Origin of the sequence: Shewanella sp. BJSY2023SW005, from assembly GCF_047314585.1 — a bacterium.
In the GTDB taxonomy this organism is placed as follows: Bacteria; Pseudomonadota; Gammaproteobacteria; order Enterobacterales; family Shewanellaceae; genus Shewanella; species Shewanella algae.
The window spans coordinates 203,896-226,682 of sequence record NZ_JBKORJ010000053.1 but is presented as its reverse complement, the minus strand read 5'-3'; the positions used below and the strand labels follow the sequence as shown (position 1 = coordinate 226,682).

General features: G+C 53.3%; 21 protein-coding genes. 10 read left to right on the top strand and 11 right to left on the bottom strand.

Annotated features, from left to right (window positions below):
• The first annotated feature begins 182 nt into the window (after positions 1 to 182).
• Complete coding sequence (locus ACMHXI_RS16800) at positions 183 to 1,952, top strand: monovalent cation:proton antiporter-2 (CPA2) family protein (RefSeq protein ID WP_044734152.1); 1,770 nt, start codon at positions 183 to 185, stop codon at positions 1,950 to 1,952.
• Positions 1,953 to 2,001: 49 nt separating this feature from the next.
• On the opposite strand, the gene ACMHXI_RS16795 is transcribed toward ACMHXI_RS16800, so the two are convergent.
• Positions 2,002 to 4,428, bottom strand: coding sequence for a TonB-dependent receptor (locus ACMHXI_RS16795; protein WP_345854019.1), 2,427 nt, complete (start codon positions 4,426 to 4,428; stop codon positions 2,002 to 2,004).
• Between the two features lie 731 nt (positions 4,429 to 5,159).
• Between ACMHXI_RS16795 and aceB the strand changes: the two genes are divergently transcribed.
• The 3 genes from aceB to ACMHXI_RS16780 all read left to right on the top strand — a co-directional run bounded on the left by aceB (position 5,160) and on the right by ACMHXI_RS16780 (position 9,850).
• Positions 5,160 to 6,770 carry a malate synthase A gene (aceB, locus tag ACMHXI_RS16790; protein ID WP_208144754.1) on the top strand — a complete coding sequence of 537 codons (1,611 nt, stop codon included), beginning with the start codon at positions 5,160 to 5,162 and terminating at the stop codon, positions 6,768 to 6,770.
• A 73-nt stretch (positions 6,771 to 6,843) separates the two neighbouring features.
• Positions 6,844 to 8,166 carry an isocitrate lyase gene (gene aceA / locus ACMHXI_RS16785; protein ID WP_044734155.1) on the top strand — a complete coding sequence of 441 codons (1,323 nt, stop codon included), beginning with the start codon at positions 6,844 to 6,846 and terminating at the stop codon, positions 8,164 to 8,166.
• A gap of 295 nt (positions 8,167 to 8,461) precedes the next feature.
• Positions 8,462 to 9,850, top strand: a complete 1,389-nt coding sequence (locus ACMHXI_RS16780) for an HDOD domain-containing protein (RefSeq protein WP_413735606.1) — start codon at positions 8,462 to 8,464, stop codon at positions 9,848 to 9,850.
• Here the strand turns inward: ACMHXI_RS16780 and ACMHXI_RS16775 are convergent.
• From ACMHXI_RS16775 to ACMHXI_RS16760, 4 genes are all read right to left on the bottom strand, one after another.
• Complete coding sequence (locus ACMHXI_RS16775) at positions 9,830 to 10,375, bottom strand: nuclear transport factor 2 family protein (protein ID WP_159352274.1); 546 nt, start codon at positions 10,373 to 10,375, stop codon at positions 9,830 to 9,832. The two genes, ACMHXI_RS16780 and ACMHXI_RS16775, sit on opposite strands and share 21 nt — an antisense overlap.
• A gap of 116 nt (positions 10,376 to 10,491) precedes the next feature.
• The gene (locus ACMHXI_RS16770; RefSeq protein WP_159352273.1) at positions 10,492 to 11,316 is read right to left on the bottom strand and encodes a zinc-dependent peptidase; all 825 of its coding nucleotides are present in this window, start codon (positions 11,314 to 11,316) and stop codon (positions 10,492 to 10,494) included.
• A gap of 179 nt (positions 11,317 to 11,495) precedes the next feature.
• Positions 11,496 to 11,900 carry a CopG family transcriptional regulator gene (locus ACMHXI_RS16765; protein ID WP_342177105.1) on the bottom strand — a complete coding sequence of 135 codons (405 nt, stop codon included), beginning with the start codon at positions 11,898 to 11,900 and terminating at the stop codon, positions 11,496 to 11,498.
• Positions 11,860 to 12,603 (bottom strand): AAA family ATPase, encoded by a 744-nt coding sequence (locus tag ACMHXI_RS16760; RefSeq protein WP_413735544.1) that lies wholly within the window; start codon positions 12,601 to 12,603, stop codon positions 11,860 to 11,862. Before ACMHXI_RS16760 ends, ACMHXI_RS16765 begins: the two co-directional genes overlap by 41 nt.
• 668 nt (positions 12,604 to 13,271) lie before the next feature.
• Between ACMHXI_RS16760 and ACMHXI_RS16755 the strand changes: the two genes are divergently transcribed.
• Positions 13,272 to 13,751 (top strand): GNAT family N-acetyltransferase, encoded by a 480-nt coding sequence (locus tag ACMHXI_RS16755; protein ID WP_181382299.1) that lies wholly within the window; start codon positions 13,272 to 13,274, stop codon positions 13,749 to 13,751.
• Positions 13,752 to 13,760: 9 nt separating this feature from the next.
• On the opposite strand, the gene ACMHXI_RS16750 is transcribed toward ACMHXI_RS16755, so the two are convergent.
• Both ACMHXI_RS16750 and ACMHXI_RS16745 read right to left on the bottom strand, forming a co-directional pair.
• Positions 13,761 to 14,828 (bottom strand): saccharopine dehydrogenase family protein, encoded by a 1,068-nt coding sequence (locus tag ACMHXI_RS16750; protein WP_413735541.1) that lies wholly within the window; start codon positions 14,826 to 14,828, stop codon positions 13,761 to 13,763.
• 82 nt (positions 14,829 to 14,910) lie between these two features.
• Positions 14,911 to 15,195, bottom strand: coding sequence for a hypothetical protein (locus ACMHXI_RS16745; protein WP_413735539.1), 285 nt, complete (start codon positions 15,193 to 15,195; stop codon positions 14,911 to 14,913).
• 276 nt (positions 15,196 to 15,471) lie between these two features.
• Here ACMHXI_RS16745 and ACMHXI_RS16740 point away from each other — a divergent pair, with 276 nt between their 5' ends.
• From ACMHXI_RS16740 to ACMHXI_RS16725, 4 genes are all read left to right on the top strand, one after another.
• Complete coding sequence (locus ACMHXI_RS16740; protein WP_025009755.1) at positions 15,472 to 15,687, top strand: DUF3820 family protein; 216 nt, start codon at positions 15,472 to 15,474, stop codon at positions 15,685 to 15,687.
• 93 nt (positions 15,688 to 15,780) lie between these two features.
• Positions 15,781 to 16,080: an NrfJ gene (locus tag ACMHXI_RS16735; RefSeq protein ID WP_208184573.1), complete on the top strand. Its 300-nt coding sequence runs from the start codon at positions 15,781 to 15,783 to the stop codon at positions 16,078 to 16,080.
• 108 nt (positions 16,081 to 16,188) lie between these two features.
• Positions 16,189 to 16,728, top strand: a complete 540-nt coding sequence (locus tag ACMHXI_RS16730; RefSeq protein WP_338402377.1) for a GNAT family N-acetyltransferase — start codon at positions 16,189 to 16,191, stop codon at positions 16,726 to 16,728.
• 7 nt (positions 16,729 to 16,735) lie between these two features.
• Positions 16,736 to 17,245, top strand: a complete 510-nt coding sequence (locus ACMHXI_RS16725) for a GNAT family N-acetyltransferase (RefSeq protein WP_208184574.1) — start codon at positions 16,736 to 16,738, stop codon at positions 17,243 to 17,245.
• 76 nt (positions 17,246 to 17,321) lie between these two features.
• Here ACMHXI_RS16725 and ACMHXI_RS16720 read toward each other — a convergent pair whose 3' ends face one another.
• Positions 17,322 to 18,014 (bottom strand): pirin family protein, encoded by a 693-nt coding sequence (locus tag ACMHXI_RS16720; protein ID WP_208184575.1) that lies wholly within the window; start codon positions 18,012 to 18,014, stop codon positions 17,322 to 17,324.
• A 124-nt stretch (positions 18,015 to 18,138) separates the two neighbouring features.
• Positions 18,139 to 18,582, bottom strand: a complete 444-nt coding sequence (locus ACMHXI_RS16715; RefSeq protein ID WP_025009758.1) for a DoxX family protein — start codon at positions 18,580 to 18,582, stop codon at positions 18,139 to 18,141.
• A gap of 138 nt (positions 18,583 to 18,720) precedes the next feature.
• Here ACMHXI_RS16715 and ACMHXI_RS16710 point away from each other — a divergent pair, with 138 nt between their 5' ends.
• Entirely contained in the window at positions 18,721 to 19,614 is an 894-nt protein-coding gene (locus tag ACMHXI_RS16710) for a LysR family transcriptional regulator (protein WP_345843844.1), read from the top strand.
• Between the two features lie 125 nt (positions 19,615 to 19,739).
• On the opposite strand, the gene ACMHXI_RS16705 is transcribed toward ACMHXI_RS16710, so the two are convergent.
• Both ACMHXI_RS16705 and ACMHXI_RS16700 read right to left on the bottom strand, forming a co-directional pair.
• Positions 19,740 to 21,485: a bifunctional metallophosphatase/5'-nucleotidase gene (locus tag ACMHXI_RS16705; RefSeq protein WP_345843845.1), complete on the bottom strand. Its 1,746-nt coding sequence runs from the start codon at positions 21,483 to 21,485 to the stop codon at positions 19,740 to 19,742.
• Between the two features lie 174 nt (positions 21,486 to 21,659).
• Positions 21,660 to 22,736, bottom strand: a complete 1,077-nt coding sequence (locus tag ACMHXI_RS16700; RefSeq protein ID WP_025887502.1) for a CNNM domain-containing protein — start codon at positions 22,734 to 22,736, stop codon at positions 21,660 to 21,662.
• Between the last annotated feature and the right edge of the window lie 51 nt (positions 22,737 to 22,787).

Here is a 22,787-nt window from a genome sequence, read left to right as displayed (position 1 = left end):
ATCAAGGTCTATAAAGCTGGCTATACTGAAACTCCCGTGATAGGCCTGAGCAAAATCTGGTTTGGGCCGTTTCGATTATCCATGCATTTTTAGGGCTGAACTTGGTCTTAGTGGCAAAGTGCATCCCGGAATATAAGAGTGACAAACAACAGCCCTCTATCGCCATTTGTTAAGGAGTCTTGATGGAACAGGCCGGCATCTTTACCTCAGTGCTCATGTTTCTGCTCGCTGCCGTGGTTTTGGTCCCACTGGGCAAACGCTTTGGTATTGGCCCCATTCTTTCTTACCTCGCCGCCGGCGTCTTGCTTGGGCCGGGTGGTATTGCCGTGGTGTCTGAGCCTGCCGCCGTGCTTCATTTTGCCGAACTTGGGGTGATCCTCATGCTGTTTGTGATGGGGCTGGAGTTAACCCCGGGCAAACTCTGGGAGCTTCGCAGTGCCATATTTGGCCTCGGTAGTGGTCAGTTGCTGCTGTCCTGGGCTGCGGTCAGCGCCTTGGCATTCGGTGTCGGACTTTCCATCGAAGCGGCGGTGATTATCGGCGCGGCGCTGTCATTGTCTTCTACCGCATTTGCGGTGCAGCTGATGAATGAACAGCGGCTGCTTACCACTCCAGTGGGGCGTGATGCCTTTGGGGTATTGTTGATGCAGGACTTGGCGGTGATCCCCATGATGCTGCTGATTGCCTACCTGTCGCCGAGCGGCGCCGATCCGGCTCATCATGCCGTGCCCTGGTATTGGACCTGTGTGGCTCTCTTGGGCTTTTTGCTGGTAGGTAAGTACCTGCTTCCCAAGGTATTGCAGCTGGTGGCGGCCAGTGGCGTCCGTGAAGTGCTGACGGCATTTTCGCTGTTACTCGTGATGGGCAGTGCGGCGCTGATGGCCTGGCTCGGGCTGTCGGCCGGTATGGGGGCATTTTTGGCCGGTATCATGTTGGCCAACTCTGGGTACCGTCATCAGCTTGAAACCGATATAGAACCCTTCAAGGGCTTGCTGCTGGGGCTGTTCTTTATGGCCGTGGGCATGACCATGGATCTTGGCCTGCTGCTGAAGGAGCCTTTGGCGTTGCTGGGGATCCTCTTTGGCATGTTGGCGGTCAAGACTTTGGTGCTGATGTTGCTTGGAAAGCTTAGGCACCATACCTGGCGCAGTGCCATGGTGCTGGGTTTGATCCTGGCAGAAGGCGGTGAATTTGCTTTTGTCCTGCTTTCCCAGGCGCAGCTGTCGGGGATCTTGTCTGAAAAAATCAGCCAGATGTTAGTGTTGGCTATAGGCTTGTCGATGGCGATAACCCCTTATCTGCTTAAGTTGTTCAAGCAGCTCGGCAAACCGGCCGAAACCAGCCGTCTGCCGGATGTGATAGAAGCGGCTGACAGTGAAGTGGTGATTGCCGGTTTTGGTCGCATGGGGCAGATAACCGGTCGTATTTTGGCATCCTCCGGGATCCCGTTTGTGGCGCTGGATAAAGACGCCCGCCACGTGGATGTGGTGCGCCAGTTTGGTGGTGAGGTGTACTTTGGTGATGCCAAGCGGCTCGATATGCTGTTTTCGGCCGGTTTGCCCAAGGCGCGGGTGATCCTGGTGGCGGTTAATAATGTGGAAGACTCACTGCAGATAGTGACTCAGGTGAAGACTCACTTCCCCCATGTGGCCGTAGTTGCCAGGGCCCGTGACCGTAACCATGCCTATCGTTTGATGAGCCTGGGGGTGACTTCGGTATTTCGGGAAACCTTTGGCTCGGCGCTCAGTGCCAGTGAGAGTGTGCTGCATACGCTGGGTCTGAGTCAGGTACAGGCCAATGAGCGAGTGAAGATATTTGCCGAGCATGACAAGGCGCAGGTTGAGGCCGGGGCCAAACATAAGGACGATCTCAAGGCGCTTATTCGTTTGTCCAACAAGGGCAGGGCGGAGCTGGAGTCATTGATGCGGGCGGATAAAGACAAGGGCCTATAAGGGGTCTGCCCTGAGACAAAAAGCGCGCCGATTGGCGCGCTTTTGTGGTTTAGAAGCGGTAGCTGACACTCAACTTGGCGTTGCGTTCGGCCCCCGGCATGCCGCCAAGGAACATCGCCTTGTCGTAGTAGCGGGTGTTGAACAGGTTATTGAGGTTCAGCTGCACACTCCAGTCATCGGTCTTGTAGGCAATGGCCGAGTCCCAAACTGTGTAGGCGGGCACTTTGCCATCCGGGATCCCGAAGGAATCCGAGTTGGTGCTGCGCTCGTCGACATAACGAACTCCAAAGCTGACGGACAAGGGTTGCGGCAGCGCCTGCCACTGATGGCTGTAAGTGACCCAGGCACTGGCACTGACCTGAGGAACCCCTTTCTGGCGGCTGTTGTAGCTGCTGGAGTTGGGGTCATTCTTGTTGCGTGCATCCTGATACAGACCATTGAGGTTTATCAACCATTCTTCATTGAGGTGAGCGTTGAGATCCAGCTCGGCACCAGTGGTCTTGTCCTTGCCATCGTAAAAGAACTCGGGCACTGAGATGTTGTAGTCAGGTGCACCTTCTTTGTCATTGTATTCCGGGTTACCGTAGCGCAGGTTAGTGCGCTCGCTCTGGAACAGGACCAAGGAGCCGAGCAGCTGATCGTCAAAGCCCTTGAAGCGCATACCGAGATCATAGCTCAGGGATTCAGAATCCTTCCTGTCCGCCGCGCCGCCGCTCTCAGCACCCGTTACGGCACCGAGCACGCTGTAGGCCGTGCGTCCTTTGGCATGATTGACGAAGAAGGACAGATTATCCGTCGGCATATAAGTTAACCCCAGGTTGTAGGTAATGCCGTGATCTTTGGTGTCTTGCTCCGGGGTCGGATCTTTTTTAGGGGTGCCCAGATGACTGTACTTCTGCTCAATCTCATTGAACGCTACACCCACCCTGGCAGTAAAGGTTTCACTCAGGTAACCCACATACTGCATGCCCAGACCCCAGGCGCGGACTTGTTTGTTGTAGTTGTCCTTGAGATCTGGGTTGTAGTCCTCAAAGGCTTTGTCACCCCAGTTGGGATTGCGGATATCCAGAATATAAGGCAGTTCACCGCCGCCATCTTTGTCGTACAGTGCCCAGCTCTTGTAGGCGATATCTCTGTCTTCCAGATTGGCATTCAGCAACAGCTCACTGTCTATGCCTGCCAGGCTGAAGTTGTAGCGCATATCGGCAAAGTACTGCCAGGATTTCTCGTGGGCATCTACCTTGCGGTATTCCTGTCTTCTGGCGGCATAAGGATACAGGACATCATCAATCACCAGTGGCGCACGGGGATCGGCATTGATCACGTCTACGGATTTGACCTTGCGTTTCCAGTAAACATAGTTATATGCGCCAGTCTGGCGGATGAACCCGGACTGGTAGTCTCTATACTGTAACTGCTGATTGAGCTGCAGATTGTCACTGAGGGCGATGTTGTGGTTCAGCTTGAAGCGCCACTCTTCGCCTTCATTGGGCCTGCTGATGGGAGAGGCCAGGCTGGTATCGCCTATGTCGAAGGGTTCGATTCCATCGCTCGCCACCAGGGAGTCGGCCAGTTGTTGCCGCTGCGCCTCAGTCAGTTTAATGCCGGCGCCATTGGGGTCGTTAACCAAATCTTGCCAGCTGACTTGTGCGCCGCTCAGGCCACCGGTAGAGGCAGCGTTGTAGATACGTATCGGGTGGCCTACAGAGTCTACTTGCACAGAGTCTTTAATCCAAGCGGCCGACAGCACCAGATCTTGAGAGTTTGAAGGCAGAATTTTCAACGAGGCATAGACTTCATCTCTGTCGCTGCCGATATCACGATAGCCATCGCTACGGGCATGTTTGGCCACCAGGCGATAGGCCAGGGTGTCGCTCAAGCCTCCGGTTGAGTCGAGCCCCAGGCTGTAACTGTTCCAGGAGCCCACTTCGGCGCTGACTTCTGTGCTGTCCTGAAATTGAGGTTTCTTTTCAATAAGGTTGATGATCCCGCCGGCGCTGCCCATACCATAGAGCCCGGTCGCCGGGCCTTTGAGCACCTCAACCGCTTCCACATTGGTCATGGAGCGAGTGGGATTAAAAGTGTTGCCGAGTCCTGCGCCGCCGTACATGCCGTCATAAGTGTAGTTGGCGTCCAGGCCACGGATCACCAGGTTATCACCTATGCCGTAGTTGTTGCCGGCTTGGGTAACACCACTGATGTTACGCACCAGATCCTGCAGAGAGTCGGCCCCCTGGGCGGCAAACAGCTCTTTATCTATCACCACCAAAGCCGCCGGGGTTTCCATCAGCGACATATCTGATTTTGTCGCCAGCCCTGAATTCATTACCACCTTGTTTTGTTTGCCATAAACGGTAATGCGTTCCACATCCTGTGATACCTGTTGTGACTGAGTAGCTTCGTTTGCCTGTGCGGCCTGTGCCATGGTCAGCGACAGGCAAGCCGTCACCGCCAGAGATATTGCGGATTGCTGCATTTGAGATCATCCCCCTCTAAAGTAGGGTGCGAATGATAATGGTTTTTATTTGTCTTGCAACAAAAGTTTCAAACTGTGTCAACCGAATGGATATTTTTTGACTAAGTCACTTGGATCCTGTTTCGGGAGCAAAATAGGCAAGTTTTTGAAAAAAATTTAAAAAAAATCGTTTTTTTATTGCTGCTGACCAAAGAGTCGGCCTGTGTTGATCACTATACGCAAGTCGTGAAAAACGGATCTCGATCACATTTAATTCTAACCTTTACGTAAAGGTTAGAATTAAACGCTCGTTTAATATCCATCACGGTTGCATTATTGTTAACTATTTATTTTTGTTGGTTATTTGAAGTTGACCCTGACGAGAGTTCGAAACGGATATTCGCGGATTAGACCTAAGTTTTAATGATATTTTGTGGAAATTAATTTTTCCTTCTTGTTATTTAATTACGTAATAAATTACTTTGTTGTTTGTGTGGTCAAGTTGTCTGACATTTTTCTGTAACCTGCAGCATGAGTCTTTATGGTTTAATATTTTTTATTCTAAAAACAATCAATTGCGCTTTTGCTTTTGGCTTGGTCATACCAATTTTGAGTCAAGTTAAAGCCTATGTTTTGACGTTTTTTTAGACATATCGACTGTTGCAAATACAAATGTTTATCGATAGGTTTTAGTACGAAACGAACATTTGCAGGGTTTGGCAGCCTTATCTGCCATCCAGGGAGACAGCAGCATGATAGCAGAGACAGTCGCACAGCAAGGGCTCAGTATTAAGGGGGCCGAAATACCACAGCAGCAGAGCCTTTTTACTGAAGGTGCGCTCAACTTCCTCGAGGCTCTGTGTCGGGAGTTTGCTCCGGAAGTGACCAGCTTGCTGGAAAAGCGTGAGCAACGTCAGCAGCGGATAGACGGCGGCGAGTTGCCGGACTTTTTACCGCAAACCCGGGCCATTCGAGATGGTGATTGGCAAATTCGCGGTATACCGGCGGATCTTAAAGATAGACGGGTCGAGATCACCGGGCCTGTGGATCGCAAGATGATCATCAATGCGCTCAACGCCAATGTTAAAGTCTTTATGGCCGACTTCGAAGATTCGCTGGCACCCAGCTGGCAGAAGGTGGTCGAGGGCCAAATTAACCTGCGTGACGCCGTCCGCGGTGAAATTGATTTCACCGCGCCGGAAACCGGCAAACACTATCAATTGCAGGCCAACCCTGCGGTATTGATTGCCAGAGTGCGGGGGGTGCACCTGCCGGAGGCGCATGTCGAATTCAACGGTAAGCCTATTCCCGGCTGCTTATTCGACTTTGCTTTGTACTTTTATCATAACTATCGCCAACTGCTTGCCAAGGGCAGTGGACCTTACTTCTATATTCCCAAGTTGGAGAGCCATCTTGAGGCGCGCTGGTGGGCCAAGGTGTTTGCTTTTGCCGAAGAGCGTTTCTGCCTGCAGAGCGGCACCATTAAGTGCACCTGTCTGATTGAAACTCTGCCGGCCGTGTTTGAGATGGAGGAGATCCTCTATGAGCTGCGCTCCAACATAGTGGCGCTCAATTGTGGCCGCTGGGATTACATTTTCAGCTATATCAAAACCTTGAAGAAGCATCCCGATCGTATTTTGCCGGACCGCCAGCAAGTGACCATGGATAAGCCGTTTCTCAGCGCCTATTCACGCCTGTTGATCAAGACCTGCCACAAGCGCGGCGCTCTGGCGATGGGCGGCATGGCGGCCTTTATTCCCGCCAAGGATCCGCAAACCAATGCCCAGGTGCTGGAGCGGGTTCGCAAGGACAAAGAGCTTGAGGCCCGAAACGGCCATGACGGTACCTGGGTGGCGCACCCTGGCCTGGCCGATACCGCCATGGGGATTTTCAACGAATATATAGGTGAAGAGCACGCCAACCAGCTTCATATCACCCGCGACGTGGATGCACCCATCCTGGCGGCCGAGCTGCTCAAACCCTGTGATGGTGAACGCACCGAAGAGGGGATGCGACTCAATATCCGTATTGCACTGCAGTACATAGAAGCCTGGATTGGCGGTAATGGTTGTGTGCCCATCTATGGCTTGATGGAAGACGCAGCCACAGCGGAAATCAGCCGCGCCTCTATCTGGCAATGGATCCAGCATGGGCAAAAGCTTTCCAACGGCAAGCCGGTGACCAAGGCACTGTTCAGCGCCATGTTGAAAGAAGAGTTGGCCAATGTGCGTGAAGAGCTCGGCAGCGAGCGTTTCGATAACGGCCAATTCAAGCAGGCGGCAAGCTTATTGGAAGAGATCACCACAGCCGATGAGCTGGTGACCTTCCTGACCTTGCCGGGCTACGAGCTGCTTACCCGATAACCCCATAACCATTAACAGCGGCTGCCCGCGGGGGCTGGGTGGCTGCCAAATTACCCTACGAAGGAGAGTCAAAATGACCAAGGCAACACAGAATTCACGTCAGGCGCAGATAGAAGCTTTGAAAAAGGATTGGGCTGAAAATCCACGTTGGCAGGGCGTTCGTCGTCCATATACCGCCGAAGAAGTTGTGGCATTGCGCGGTTCAGTGGTTCCTGAAAACACTATCGCCAAGCGCGGCGCAGCCAAGTTGTGGGAGCTGGTTAACGGCGGCGCGAAGAAGGGCTATGTTAACTCTCTCGGTGCTTTGACCGGCGGTCAGGCCGTGCAGCAGGCCAAGGCCGGTATCGAGGCCATCTACCTTTCAGGCTGGCAGGTGGCGGCCGATGCCAACCTGGCGGGCACCATGTATCCGGATCAGTCACTCTATCCGGCCAACTCTGTGCCTGCCGTGGTGGGGCGGATCAATAACTCCTTCCGCCGCGCCGATCAGATCCAGTGGAACCAGGGTAAAAACCCGGAAGATGAGGGTTATGTCGATTACTTCCTGCCGATTGTGGCCGATGCCGAAGCTGGATTCGGTGGCGTGCTGAACGCCTATGAGCTGATGAAGTCCATGATAGATGCCGGCGCCGCCGGGGTGCACTTCGAAGATCAGCTGGCCTCGGTGAAAAAATGTGGTCACATGGGCGGTAAGGTTTTGGTGCCGACTCAGGAAGCGGTACAGAAGCTGGTAGCGGCCCGTCTGGCAGCCGACGTATCCGGAGTGGATACTCTGGTGATTGCCCGTACCGATGCCAACGCTGCTGATCTGCTGACCTCAGACTGCGACCCCTATGATCGCGACTTCATCACCGGAGAGCGTACCCAGGAAGGTTTCTACCGGGTGAAGGCTGGTTTGGATCAGGCCATTTCCCGCGGGCTTGCCTACGCACCTTATGCCGACCTTATCTGGTGTGAAACCGCCAAGCCGGATCTGGAAGAGGCGCGCCGCTTTGCCGAAGCCATCCATGCCCAGTATCCGGATCAACTGTTGGCCTATAACTGTTCACCTTCGTTCAACTGGAAGAAGAACCTGGATGACGCCACTATTGCCAAGTTCCAACAGGAGCTTGCCAACATGGGCTACAAGTACCAGTTCATCACTTTGGCCGGTATTCACAACATGTGGTACAACATGTTCGATCTCGCCTACGACTATGCCCGTGGCGAAGGCATGAAGCACTATGTTGAGAAGGTTCAGGAAGCCGAATTCGCTGCCGCGCAGAAGGGATACACCTTTGTGGCGCATCAGCAGGAAGTGGGTACAGGTTACTTTGATCAGGTGACCAATGTTATCCAGGGCGGCCAGTCCTCTGTCACGGCTCTGAGTGGTTCGACCGAAGAAGAGCAGTTTTAATCCCAAGTGTTGGCGTCCTCTCGGGCGCCACTTCCTCGGAAATGAACCTACGCCATTTTCGGGGGTAATTTGTGACTTCCCAGTCATTTGAGCCTTGTTGCTTGTGTTTTGGCGACTCATTGAGTCGCCTTTTTTTGTTGTAATTGTGTTATTTCTTTGAAGTTTGTGCTTTATTCATAACAAGAGTTCCATTCTCAAGCCCACCGCTGGGCCAATACCTGAAAGAGTTGAGTCGTATTTGAAATCAGCCAACAAGGGGGTGGATTACTGGACCCGCAGGATCAGTGATCAGGAAATGCCCGCACTTTGCTCAACAATAAGGACATTGGAAAAACTCGCCAAGGACGATGTGTCCTCCATGGCGATTCTGGGGCGCAGCATAATGCACGACAATGCGCTCACTTCCCGTATTTTGCGGGTGGCCAACAGCGCCATCTATAACAAGGGGATAAGCCCTGTTACAACGGTCAGCCGCGCTGCCGTGGTACTGGGGTTCGACACCATCCGCAATATCTGCATTACCGCCAAACTCCTCTCCAGTTTGCTGGAAAGCAAAAATCTGGCGCCCTCGGTTTATCAAAGGTTGCTTAAGCTGATGGCTCAGGCGTTTCAGGCCGCCATGTTGGCCAAGATGATGCTCGATGGCTACGATGAGGAGTTGCAGGAAGAGGCGTTTATTGCCGCGCTGCTCTATCACTTGGGTGAGAGTGCCTTTTGGAGCACGGGAGCCGAACTGGCCGAGGAGCTGGATTCTGCCCTCAGCGCCGAAAGTGATGCCGTAAACAGGCTCAATCTGGTGCGTGAGGCGCTCGGGGCTTCATTCAATCAGCTCAGCCAGGGGCTGGCCCGCAGTTGGGGCCTGGGTGAACTCTTGTGCAAGTCGCTCAGCAATCCCGATGAACGCACGCCGGAAATTCGCAGTATTTTTCTGGCCAATAAACTCAGCGAAGCGCTGGCTGGCGCCGCACTCAAACCCGAGGAGCTGGAGCGGCGCCTTAAACAAGCCGCCGATATGCTGCAGTTGGATACAGATGAGTTTCGTGGCCGGGTCCTTCGCTGCTCCAACGCTACTGTCAAGTTAGCCGAAGCCTATGGCGCCAAGGTGCTTATCGAGTATCTGCCGGACACAGATCAGCTGCTGCCCCAGGAGAGCGTGGCTGAGGTTGTAGTGCGCGAGGCAAATCTTGCGTTCCAGCTGAAAAAACTCAGAGAGCTGACCGGATTTGCCGTCGAGAAGACTGATTTCAATAAGGTAGTGACCACGGCATTGGAGGGAATACTCGAGGGTATTGGTCTCGACCGTTGCGCCGTGCTCTTGCTGTCACCGAGCAGGCGCATGTTGCAACCGAGAATCGCGCTGGGGGACGACGCCGAGGAGATGAAAAACGACTTTATTCTCGAGCTGGAAGGGCGTGGCACCTTGCTGAGGGATTGTATTGAAAATCAGAAACTGGCCTGGCAGGGCGAGGGGGCCGACAAAGCCTTACTAGGTGAACAGCTGGCGAGAAAAGTCCCCGCCAGTGGTTTTATGCTGGCACCGCTGAAAGTGGACAATAAGGTAATAGGTGTCTATTACGCCGACAAGGCCAGTTCGGGACGGGACATTCATCCTGAAGATTTTGACAGCTTTGGCCACTTCGTGCAGCTGGCCAATATCTGTTTTTCAGTTGCCTTCAGGCACTGATTTCTGCTTTTTGCGATACAGCTTTATCTGATCGGTAATTCTTGGCGCCAGGGCGTTGGGAATGGGGAAACTCAGGCTGTACTGCAGTATTTGCCAGCCTTGTTCGGTTTTGACAAGCGTGCCTGTGCCCCGTCCAAGCCCATAGGACTGGCTGTCCAGCAGTTCATCGAACACTATCACATCGCCGTGTTGTACCAGGCGGCGTGAGGAACTTTGGTAAGTCCAGCCTTTGGTGGCACGGGCATACTGCTCAAATTCAACCATATTCCAGTATTCACTGGCATCTGTACCGATAAACCCCGCATCGGGGCTGAAGAGGCTAAAGTAGCTGTCCCAGTCGGCATTGGCAGCACTTTGGTGCAGCTTATCCAATACCGAAGCGGCATGAGCTTGGCTATCATCGAGCTGGCCGCTTTGCTCCTGGCCGTTTTGATTACCGGCTTCCAGGCTACTTGCCAAGACTGAATGGCCGTAAATCGGTAGCAGCAGCACTGTACTCAGCAACAGAGGCTTAAGGTGCAACATAATGTTTCCTCTTATAAATTTTTATTGTTGGCCCCAGCTTAACCCAATTGGGCACAAGATGTGAGCCAAATGGGTTTTCTGTTTGCAGGCATGCCGTTATCCAGTTGAAAGCTGGCCTAGTGCCAACTCAGGGGATCGAGACGATAAAAGCGGCTCAGTTCCTGGTAGAGTGCCGGATAATCGGCTCTCATCTGCTGCGGCTGTTCGAAAAACACCTCGCTTATTACGGCAAAGAACTCGGCCGGATTGGTGGCGCCGTAGTAACTGAATAGGCTGGGCTCACCACTGGCAGCCTGAGCCTGCAGTTTGGCAAACTCTCGGCCAAGCACCTGCGACCACACAGGGTAGGCGTTGAACTCGCCGAGTCTGGGAGCGCCATTGGCATCGCCTACTTCCTGATCCAGTTGATGGGCGAATTCATGGATCACGACATTCCGGCCGTCTGCCGGATCGGCGGCGTCATCCAGGGTATTTTGCCAGGAAAGGACGACCTTTCCCTGACCCCAGGATTCTCCCGCCAATAACCTTTGGCTGTGCCATTCCAAGCCATTGGCATCCCGCTGCTGCTGGCGAACAATAAAGGCCGATGGGTACACCAGAATTTGTCTCAGGTTAGGGTAATAGTTGGTTTGGCGATTGAGTAACAAGAGACAGGCCTGCGCGGCTATGGTCAGGCGGATTTCATCATCTATCTCCAACCCGTCGCAACCGACAAACTGCTTTTCCGCCAGAAACACCTGGATGTGTTTCTTGAGCTGCAGTTGCAGGTCACTGGGCAGGGAACGGAAATAGGGCATACGTTTTTTCAGGATAGTGCGCCATTCCTTGGGGAAGGGCTTGGCGCGTATCTTGTCTCTGCGTCTGCGATCCCGCCAGGATTGGCTGAGGATCCAACCTATGGCGCTGGCGCCGGCGGCAAGGGTGATCAGAATGGCCAGCATGATCCGGCTCCATGGCTAAAGAGTCTAATCAGATCTGTGGGGGCTCAGTGGGAATAACTCAAGCTCGGCGCATGAAAAACAAGCAAAAAAAAGCTGACAGCAAAGAGGTTGAAACCTGTTATCGGCTGTCAGCAAAGGGTGGGAGTGTCAAACAGTCCACACATTTCAAGGGAAAGGAATCAGTCCGGCATAAACTTCTGCTCCAACTCGCGGCGCTCTTGCGGTGTCAGGCTGTGATGATGCTTGATAAGCAAACGTATCAGGCGTGACTTGGCAATATCACAGTCGCTGGCCATTTCGGCCAGGTGGCTGATGGCCGCTTCACTCAGGGTGAAAGTTGCCTTGCGAAAAGGTTCGTGGCGGCGTTTAGGTATCAGCTTTTGCTGAGTGGCTTCCTGATTGGTGGAAGCTGTATTGGAATACCGCTGCTCAACCGGCATAGTTGCCGCCGTTTGCTGCGTTTGCCCCATGGCGTAATAGATGGCACCGTCGATAAACTCATCCAGGGATTGCATGGCCAACATACGCTTACGGGCATCGGCCTCAGATGGCGTAATGTTTTTCTTCAGATCGGCCAGTCCCATACTGAGTCCTCATGCTGTTGAGTTGGTTGGTCATCAGGCGGCTGCGGATCTCAGTGGCATTCTGTGCCTGCAGCATTTCGCAGGCGATGGCACGGATCTCGGCGGCGGCCTTGCCTTTGGGCTCGAATTCAATTACCGAGCGGCCGGACTCTTCGCTGTCATCATAGATGTTGCGGCTGTAAGTAATGGCGTCCAGCACATTGATATCATAGGTTTTGCAGACTTCCTTGGCCTCGAGAATACGGCTGGCCTGATTGGGCAGGTTAGGGCACTGGGTGATGACAAAAGAGGCTCGCATCTTGGGGTTTATCATCATGCAGGTAGCGACTATGTCGTCCATATGGCTGACGGTTTTAAGATCGCGGCGCTTGGGCCTGAGGGGCATGAGTACATGGGAGGCCACTGACATGGTGGCACGCAGCGCCAGGTTGTCCTGGCCGCCGCAATCGACTATCACATAATCGTAGTGTTGCTCCAGGCTCAACAGATCGTTGCGGATTTTGCCATAGAGTTGAACACAGTTGATCCCGGCTAGCTTGCCGTCGTTGTTGCGGGCCTGGATCCAATCAGAGGTGGTTCGCTGAGGGTCGCAATCCACCATGATCACCGATGCGCCACATTCCACCGTGAGAAAAACGGCAATGTTTTGTGCCAGGCAGCTCTTGCCGCTGCCCCCCTTTTCACCGCCAACGAGTATGATCATTGTCTTGCCCTCTGAAAGCCTGTTATTAAGTTATTTGCTCTTTCCCTAATGGCTTACAACTTTCCTTGGTTCGGGAGTGTTCCCAACCTGATGTTTGCCGTGTCGCTGCTTTTCTGCACTCCGAAAAGTTGTTGCTGACGGAGGTGAACAGTGAACGGTAAAACAAATGTAAAAGCTAAATTGTTCTTGGTCAACTTGATGATTTTTATTGGTTTTTATTGTTTTTGCCGCGTCATGTTTTTGGCGTTGTCCCTTGGGTTGCCGTAATAATGGCAGTGTTGCCGGTGAGGGGAGGTGACGTAGGAAATTATCAATAAAATTATGCTGTTAAAAAATGTTTCCGCGTCATTTGTTTGTTAAATCTGCATTGCCACAGGGTAGGTTTCAGCAGAGCTTCTTTTATGACGCAGTAGATACCGTTTGTAGGAATAAAAAATATTTTTATTAGACCTAAAAAGTATAAATAAATGTGATCTTTGTCGATTGGTCCATTAATCAGACTCTTGGTGTGCCTTTAAGTCGTTTGGGGTGCCGGCTTTTTTCTGCTCTATCTTGTCACCCAGGTTGTTGCAACTGTCATCTGCTTGCCACAGTACTCTGCCATGTTGGTGTATTGGCAGGGGATACCCAGGCGTTTCGACCATCAGTATTTATGCAAGGAGGCATTTATGGGCCATGTACTCAACCAGACCAGTCGCTTTGAAGTGATGGAGTATTGTCTGGCAACCCACGAACTCTTGTTGCTCCGGGACAGGGCAGGACTGCCGGTGCATGGACTGGATGACAGTTGTTTGCCTGCCAAGCCGCTGCTGTCATTATGTATCAGGGAAAGGTCCGGCGGGGAAAACCTGCAGGAGGGACAACTGGTGGCCTTGGCTTTGGTGCGCAGCGGCTCAGCAGCTGAACCCAGTCAGGAACAGGAGCACTATCGGTTGCAGGACTTTCTGGTGTTGCCCGAATTTCGCCATCTTGGACTCGGCAGCTTTTTGTTGGAGACGGTTATTGAGCGATTATCGCTTTTGGGAGCGCCTAAGCGGCAACTGATGCTGGAGGTGCTTCCGGGAGACGAAGTCCTGGCGCAGCGCCTGGGGTTTAAGCCAGGCGGCCACAGTGTGCCGGGAAATCTTTGGCTGAGAAGCGTAGGTTGAATTGAAAGCCTAAATCAGCTGCAGCTCACCCGAGTGCGGTAATCGAGTTATCAAGTCGGCGCCCATGAGTTGTGATGGCGTATAACTGCCGCCATCATGATTATGCTGCAGCAGATAATCCACAACCGCCAGCGAACCAAAAACCGTCAGACTATAACCATTGGCGGTTTTTATCCGCGCTGTGCGCCGCTCCCCTTGCGCATTACTGACTTCACCCCAGACAAAGGTCGGCAACTTTGCCCTTGCTGCTCCATCGGGCCCTGTCACCGCCTTGCCTATATGTGCCTTGAGCAGTTTCTGCAGCCAGCGGAATTTCAACAAGGGTCTGATGTAGTTGGCCCGTTTGGTGTTGGCTATCATCTTGGCCGAGCCCGGGATAAAGACCTCTATGTTGGGGATCCCTGTGGTGTAGAAAGCGGTTGCCACATCGCCCCAGGGAATAGTCATGGCCGGTTTCTCACCATCGCCGAAATCTATGTTTCTTACCTTATAGGCAAGCGGCACAGAGATGATTTTACCCTGTTTACGTACCTTGCCGCCCTGGGCCAGGCCCTCAACCGAGGTTTTGGCTGTGCCGGGAGATAAGCCCGAGCGAGAGTCAAAACCGAGTGATAAGTGGTTGGCATCGGGCAAGGCATTTTTCAGGGCTGCGGCGAGACAGTCTGTGGGGATCACGTCGAAACCGACACCCGGACAGATAACAATCCCGGTGTCTTGGGCTTGCTGCTTGAGTGATTGCACCAGCTCGAACACCGCAATTTCCCCTGTAATATCCAAGTAGTGCACCTTGGCAGCCAAGCAGGCTTGCATCATGGGCCCAGCCGTTGCCGAAAAAGGCCCGGCGCAGTTGAGTATCAAGCTCATGTCACCTATATGGCGTGGGATATCATCCAAGTCGAACACAGCTGACTCGAGCCGCAACTCCTTGGCCAGTGCCCGGGTCTTTTCACGGTTGCGCCCGGCGAGTACTGGGCGCAATCCTCGATGTGCGGCTTCCCGGGCGATAAGTTCACCCGTGTAACCATAGGCACCGTAAATCATCCAGTTTCCCTGCTTGTTTGAACCTGTGTCTGTCATGGTTCTGCTCCGAAAAGATCTTGTAATCAATTGCTTGTGTCTGGCCCTGAGGCAAGGCATTCGGTTGCTGCTTGAGTGACCGCTAAGGATTGGCCGCCCGGTGGCTTCGCTCCTGGAAAATTCGCTCCTGGAAAATCTCACGCAATCCCTGTTCGTAGCCGGTGATTTGAAAGTCCGGGAAGCGCGCCTTGAATTTATCGGACACAAAGAGATTATCCACCTTATAACGCGGCAAGAGTTCGGTGGTATCTTTGAGCTTTTGGTTGAACTTGGCGCCCAGCCACAGCTGCCAGCTTTTGAGCACTTTATACTTGGCCGGAGTGCCGAAAACCTTTGCCGCCAGAAAGATGAACTCCCGGTAGGTCAAACGGTTATCGTCGCAGGGAAGATGCCAGGTTTGGCCGTAGGCATCCGGGGTGTAAATGAGGCTGCGCTTAACCTTGTCATTCAGTAGCCCAATACGTTCATAGAAGCGGATCCGCGGGGAGCCAGGCCGGTTTTCTGTGCCAGTTCACCAATTTTCATCTTTGTTCGTCCAAAATTGATTAATCCTGCTTTTATGAACCGCGCAGATTGGCCTGCTTTCCACTCAAGTTTACTTTTCCGGAGTATACTGGCAACTTTAGCCTGAAACGGAGAGAAGATGCAGCCGGAACAGCAGTTGTTGGAAGCCATCAATCAGACCATGCCCTTTGGCAAGTACGCCGGACGCAAGTTATTGGAGCTTCCCGAGCCTTATCTGGTGTGGTTTCACTCCAAGGGGTTCCCCGAGGGCAAACTTGGGCAGCAATTGGCGCTCATCTATGAGGTGAAGCTCAATGGTCTTGAGTCTATGCTGCGGCCCTTGCTACGTCAGTGAAGCTGTCAAAAGTGTGAACCCTATTAGCGATTTATGAAATAACACATGTTTTAATGGCGCAGTATTTCCAACGACAACAGGAAGCAACAGACAATGGCAAAATTGGCAAAGATCTTGGCGACCGCGGCTTTGGCTCTGGGTATCTCTTCAGCCTGGGCGCAAGGTGCGGTACATGAAGGCACAGTGGTCGACACCATGAACAGCGGTGGTTATACCTATGTGCAGATTAAAGAAGCCGATAAGACATTCTGGGCGGCAGGCCCTCAGGTAGCGGTGGTCAAGGGTGATAAGGTGCAGGTTACCGAGCAGATGTGGATGACCAACTTCACCAGCAAGACCCTCAACCGGACTTTTGACAAGCTGATGTTTGTTGGTGAAATCGATAAGAAGTGATTTCATCCACTCTCTGTTTAAAGTCGCGACTCTGTTCGCGGCTTTTTTATTTGCGCTTAAGGGCTTTGCCTGAGCACAAATGTCGGGCAAAATGCCTGCAATTCAACTGTGTTGGTACCAATTCTCATGTTGCGGGTAGAGGTTTACTCTCATTCTCGTCACAGGCACTTGGGGGAGCAGATAGCCAATCTCTACCACAGTGCCGTTACTGCCATAGATGATGCTCGCTACAGTGCGGCTCAGCGTCTGGCTTGGTCGGCTGCGCCGCGCTCTGGGCGATACTGGCAGCTAAGGCTCAAACGAGCTCAGGCCTGGGTGATGCTCAAGGGCAGCGAGCAAAGTCCTCAATGTGTTGGCTTTGTGTTGCTGGAGACCACCTTCCGTGAGCGAGGTTACATCGCCTGCCTTTATGTGGCGCCCGATAGCCAGCGTCAGGGTGTTGCCTCATCCTTGCTTGAAGCCGCCAAGAAGTGGGCACTCACCCAAGGCTATCATCACCTGACAACAGATGCTTCGGCACTGTCCAAACCTGTGTTTGAACGCGCCGGGTTTCGTCTGCATCACAAAAGCTACCAGGAAAAATCCGGCCAAATGTTCGGCAGCTACTTTATGAAGCTGATACTGGCGCCTTTGGAGCACAAGAGCTAAGCCGCCTATGATTTCACCAACGCCCATTCAAGCCGAGCTCGGCTTTATTGTTCGCCAAGGTCGCCCCGAGGACAGCGCGGCCATCGCCGAGCTGTTTCATCTGGTGGTAAACGCCAGCACAGAGCATTACAGCCAGGCGCAATGCCAGGCCTGGTCGCCTGCACAGCGCAGCGAAGATGAGTGGCGGAATCGTTTGCAGGGGACGGCGCTCTGGGTTGCCGAAGATGGTCGCAATTTGCTCGGATTTATTAACCTAAAGCCTTTGAATGCGCCGGGTGAAGCCGAGATAGACTGCCTTTTTACTCACCCCAATGCCCAGCGCCGGGGGATTGCCGCCGAGCTCTACCGGCAGCTATTGAGATACGCCGTCGATTCCGGGGTGCAGTGTTTGAGGGTAGAGGCTTCTTTCTATGCCAAAGCGTTTTTCGGCAAGCAGGGCTTTACAACCTTGAAGCGCAATCAGCATCAACGCTACGGGGAAGTGCTGACCAATTTCAGTATGCAGCTGCAGTTATAACCCAAGCCGCCCTGGAACATCACCCAAATGAAGTTCCAAGGGCGGCCTATGGACAAACGCCAAGAAATGCTGCTTGTTATGGCAAATCAAACACCAGGGCGACGGCACTCTTGTTGCCGGCCTTGATGGCAAACTCCTCAAGTTCGTTGATGTGAATGCCATCGCCACTTTGCAGGGTTTCACCTGCCAATTGCAGCTCTCCTTCCACCACTTGAGCATAAAAGTTGCGTCCCTTTGCCAGCTTGAAGCTCGTCTGCTCGGCAGCGGTCAGCTCCAGGCGGTAGACGCTGGCGTCCTGTTTGATGGACAGGGTGCCATCGCGGCCATCGGGAGTGACGACCGGGGTCAGGGCCGAACTCTGGGCAAAGGCTTTTTGCTGATAACCCGGGCTGCCACCCTGGCTGCTCGGTTGGATCCAGATCTGCAGGAAATGCAGTGGTTCAGTTGCCGAGGCATTGTACTCACTGTGATAGATCCCCGCGCCGGCAGACATAAGTTGGAACTCACCGGCCGGCAAGGTTTTCACGTGACCAAAGCTGTCTTTATGGGCTATGGTGCCGGAAATCACATAGCTGATGATCTCCATGTCCTTGTGGCCGTGGGTATCAAAGCCGGCGCTTGGCGCGACTCTGTCATCATTGATGACTCTCAGGGCCGAGACCCCCATAAATCTTGGATCATAATAGTTGCCGAATGAAAAACTGTGTTGGCTCTTGAGCCAGCCGAAGTCGGCCCGGCCGCGTTCGTCGGCATGACGTACATAAATCATAATTCAGTTCTCCTGCTGGGAAGGTGCAGACAAGTCTTTTGTGTGCTTTTCACGGACTTACAGGCCAGGATGCAAGGCCTGTAAGCAGTGAATGGCTTAAAGCAAGATGTGTGCTTTGCAAGAATTAATGTGTCTTGCGGGCTATCATGCTGTCGATGGACAGTTTACCGGCGCCGGAAATCGCCAGGGATACAGTGGCAGCCAGCAATGCCAGACCAAACTCGTAACCGTTGTTGGACATAAACAAGCCGTTGTCCAGGTGCACTGTGACTATCGCCATCAACATGGTGAATGCCAACACCGCGGAAGTGGGGCGAATCAACAGACCTATGATAAGCAGCAGACCACCGAAAAATTCACTGGAGCCGGCCATCAGCGCCATCAAATATCCGGGAGTCAGGCCGATAGAGGCCATCCATTGTCCAGTGCCCTCCAGGCCGTAACCGCCGAACCAGCCAAAGAGCTTCTGGGCGCCGTGAGCCATAAAAGTGATACCTATAGGCAGGCGCAGCGCCAGAGGAGCGAAACCGGCATCGGTGCGGAGCAGTTTAATAATCAGGTCTTTCATAATGGTGTCCTCAATGAATTTGAATAGGGTGGATAGGCTTTCCTGTCCAGTTGCTGTGCAGTTTATCCTTGACCTTTGTGGCTGAAAATCGGAACATTTTGATATTGAATTTCAAAAAAATTGAACATAGGTTTTATCATGCACTCTGTCATTAGCCTGGATGCACTTAAAGTATTGGATGCTATAGATAAAAAAGGTAGTTTTTCGGCAGCGGCCGAGGCGCTTTTCAAGGTACCATCTGCCTTGACCTATCAGGTTCAAAAGCTGGAGAGCGAGCTGGGAAGCAGATTATTTGAACGTAAGGGCACTCGGGCTCAACTTACCGAAGTGGGACGTTTGGTGTTGACCCAGGGACGGGAGATCCTGGCGGCCACCGTCCGGCTTGAGGATGCCGTGAGGCAATTGGAAACCGGCTGGGAGGCGCAACTGACACTGGCGCTGGATACCGTCTTGCCACAGGCGCCGCTGCTTTCATTAATTAAGGAATTCACCGAGCTGGGTAAACAGCTCACCGTCAGCGTGACCCATGAGGCCCTTGGCGGCGGCTGGGATGCGCTTTATTCCAACCGCGCCGATATCGCCATAGGCGTCACGGGTGAATTGCCAAGAGGTCAGTATGAATTGCAAAAGCTTGGTGAGCTGGAGTTTGTGTTTGTTGTGGCGCCTGAGCATCCCTTGGCACAATTTGACACTGAGATAGCCTCTGAAGCCTTGTTGCAATTTCCATCCATCATAGTGGCCGATACCTCGCGTTCCTTGAGTCAGCGCTCCAGTGGGGTGTTTGACAGTCGCCAGCTTATCCGGGTGTCGTCGATGGAAGCCAAGATCACCGCACAGAAGATGGGAATAGGGGTGGGCTTTTTGCCGCTGCATTTGATCCGGGAGGCCTTGGCCAAAGGTGAGTTGGTGCAGCGCGAAGTGGCCTTGCCCAGGCCTTCACTGCCCATCTATATGGCCTGGCGAAAAGGGGAGATGGGAAAGGCGCTTGGCTGGTTTGCCGAGCGTCTGCAAGGCAGTGACTTTGGTTTATAGAGCAGTTTATAACGTGGTTTATAAAATGGCTTATATAACCTGGGGTTAGCATGCAGGCTGATGATCTTGAATGGTGCTTTGTCAGTAAAAGGGGCGAGGCATAACCGCTCTGAATGGCGGCCGGTCTATTCGCCGGCGGCCTCGGCCCTATGGCTGGTATAGTGCACATGGGGCAATAGTAACTCATCCAGTTTGGGGGCCTTTTTCAGGAAGTTGATAAAGGCGCCCGGCAATGTCAGCGACGGCATCGACTCCTGCCAGCGGGCTTGCAGTAGGGGTTCATAGCCTTCTTTCCCGGCCGTGGTGTAACAGGTGGAAACCCCGATATAGTGCTGCTCCGGCGCCAGTGCTTGCCACAGACCATTGGCCCGCAACAGCTCCAGCCGCAATAGCCTTTCTCCCTGATCTTTGCGGCCATCATAGAAATATCTCAGCCCATAGGTATAGGGGAAACTACCGGCGCCGGTGCCACGCACGCCGTTGTTGGTGGCGGCGTTAATGGCCGACTCCAGTGCCTGGTAGAGGTGTTCACCGGCAATTTCATATTTAACCAGCGGCAATTCAAACGGCAACAGACGCCCGAGCACGTCGGCTTTGGTCAGTTGTCCCTGAGGCACAGATTGACGCACGCCACCGGCGTTATGCAGCGCAAAGTCCACTCTTTGGTCTTTGGCTCTGGACTCCAGAAACATGCTGCGGCTGACCCAGGGGGCAATTTCACTGCCGTGGGGCAGGGTGCGGCTTGGCAGGCGGGTATGCACCAGGGCCTTGGGTACCAGAGCCAGCACCTGATTTTCCATGCTGCTGATCGCTGGACGGAACTCGTTGGCAATCACTTGCTCCATGGCTTCATCGTTATCATCCCAGTGGATCCCTGGGTGTTGTTCCAATATCGCCTTGGCGGCTTGATAGTCGGCTTCGGTGGCCGCCTGTGGGCCGCTCAGCAGAAACTGACTGTCCAGCATAAAGATGTTACTGCCTTCGAGCCGGATCACCCGGCCTGCATCATCGAACTGAATGTCGGCGAGCCCCAGGGTTTCGGCATGTTTACCGGCATGGAGGATAGGCACGCCGTTGACGCTTTCACCATAGGGCAGGCATGGCAGGCCAAAACCGCGGAAATCACCCATCAGGGTATGGGTGTGGCCGCCGACTATCAGGCTGATCCCGGGGATGGCTTCGGCCAGTAATCTGTCTTGATCCAACCCTAAGTGACTCAGCACTATGATATGCACTATGCCTTTGGCTCTGAGGGCTTCAACAGTCTTCCTGGTAGTGGCAAAGGCATCGGCAAATTCGGTATCGGGATCCGGCCTGGCGATGGCTTTCATTTGATCCAGAGTAATACCGACTATGGCCAGCTGCTTGTCGTGGAAAGGCTTTATCAGGCTGCGGCCGATACCCGAGGCGGTATCCAGATCATAGAGGTTGTCCAGCCCTCGAAGACGCCCGGGCTTATCTTCAGCTTCGCCGCTGAGATCCATATTGGCCGCCAGCACAGGGAAGCCGACCTCTTTGATAAAGCCGGCCAACAGAGCGTTGCCATCGTCAATATCATGGTTGCCTATGACCATGGCATCGGGTGCCAACATCTTCAGCAGTTTGGCGTTGGCCCGGCCTTTGAACTGGCTGTAATACAAGGTGCCCTGGAAACAATCGCCGCCGTGGAGCAGGATAAAAGGCTGGTTTTGTGCTTGGGCAGCGTCTCTTGCGGCCTTGACCTGAGCCGAGATCCGCGCGTAGCCACCACTGTGGCTGTGAAGATCAAACTCGCGTCCCTGAGAGTCAATCTTGAACTGAACCCGGCTGGGATCCAAGTGTGAGTGGGTATCGTTGAGATGGGCAAGTCTTAAAACATAATCTGTGTGCATATCATCCTCATTCTGCGAGCGGGGATTGTACACCTCCAGAGGCGGATGAAAAAGGGGGAGCTCAAGCTCCCCCAAAATGATGACTGTATTGATGGGTGGGTCGGTCGTTAGCCTGTCAAACTATCTCCCACTTGGATGACACCTGTATTAAAGCACTGAATGAATATTCTGAAATCAGAGCCCTTGGGAGTCAGTGACCGGCTCTCTGTCATCCGAGAGTCGGATCCCCTTATCTTTCATGCGGCGTTTCCAAAGTCGCCTTGCCAGTTGCTGCATGTCGGTGGCCGGGTCATTGATATCGACAATCTCCAGCCCCAGCAAGGATTCGATTATGTCTTCCAGTGTCACCAGCCCCTGACCGCTGCCGTACTCGTCCACCACCATGGCTATCTGAGCGTTGCGTTTGATCATCAGCTCAAACAGCGGCAGGATGCGGGCGGTTTCCGGCACTATCACCAAATTGCGCTTGAGGTTCCCAAGGGGCGCATCGGGATTATCCCGCTCACTCAGCAGCACATCGGTACGGTTCACATAGCCTATGATGTCGTCGTGATCCTTGTCGAAAATAGGCACCCGGGTGAAAGGCTTATTGATATGCTGGCTGACAAATTCATGTTGAGTCAGGGCGGCCGGCAGAGTGAACATCACGGTTCTTGGAGTCATGATGGCGGTAACAGGCATCTCCTTGACGCTCAGCATCTGAGTCAGAATTTTGCTTTCCTGCTCATCCAGTTCACCGGATTCATGGCCTATTTTGGCCATGGCGCTCATTTCCTGACGGATATACTGGCCAGAGTCACCTTTGCCGAGCAAACGGGTAACCTTATTGGACATCCAGATAAGCGGCAGGGTGATGCGTTCCATCCACACCAGAGCCACAGACACACTGGGGGCCATGGCTCGCCAGTAGTTGGCACCTATGGTTTTGGGGATGATTTCGGAAAAGAACAGAATGAGGAAGGTCAGTACCCCGGAGAATACCCCCAACATCTCATCGCCAAACACTTTGGCAGCCTGGGCACCGGCCACGGCCGCACCTACGGTATGGGCTATGGTGTTGAGTGTCAAAATAGCGACCAGGGGAGATTCGACATTGTCTTTCTGTTTTTGAAGACGTTCGGCAGCATCCGGGTTGGACTGGCGCAGCGACGCAATATAGCTGGGAGTCACCGAAAGCAGCACGGCTTCAAACACACTACAGAGAAAAGAGACGCCGATGGCGACCAATACAATAACGATAAGCGTTAGCATAAGGGGGGAATTATCACTCCGATGCAAAGGCCAACATTAGCCCAGCGCTAT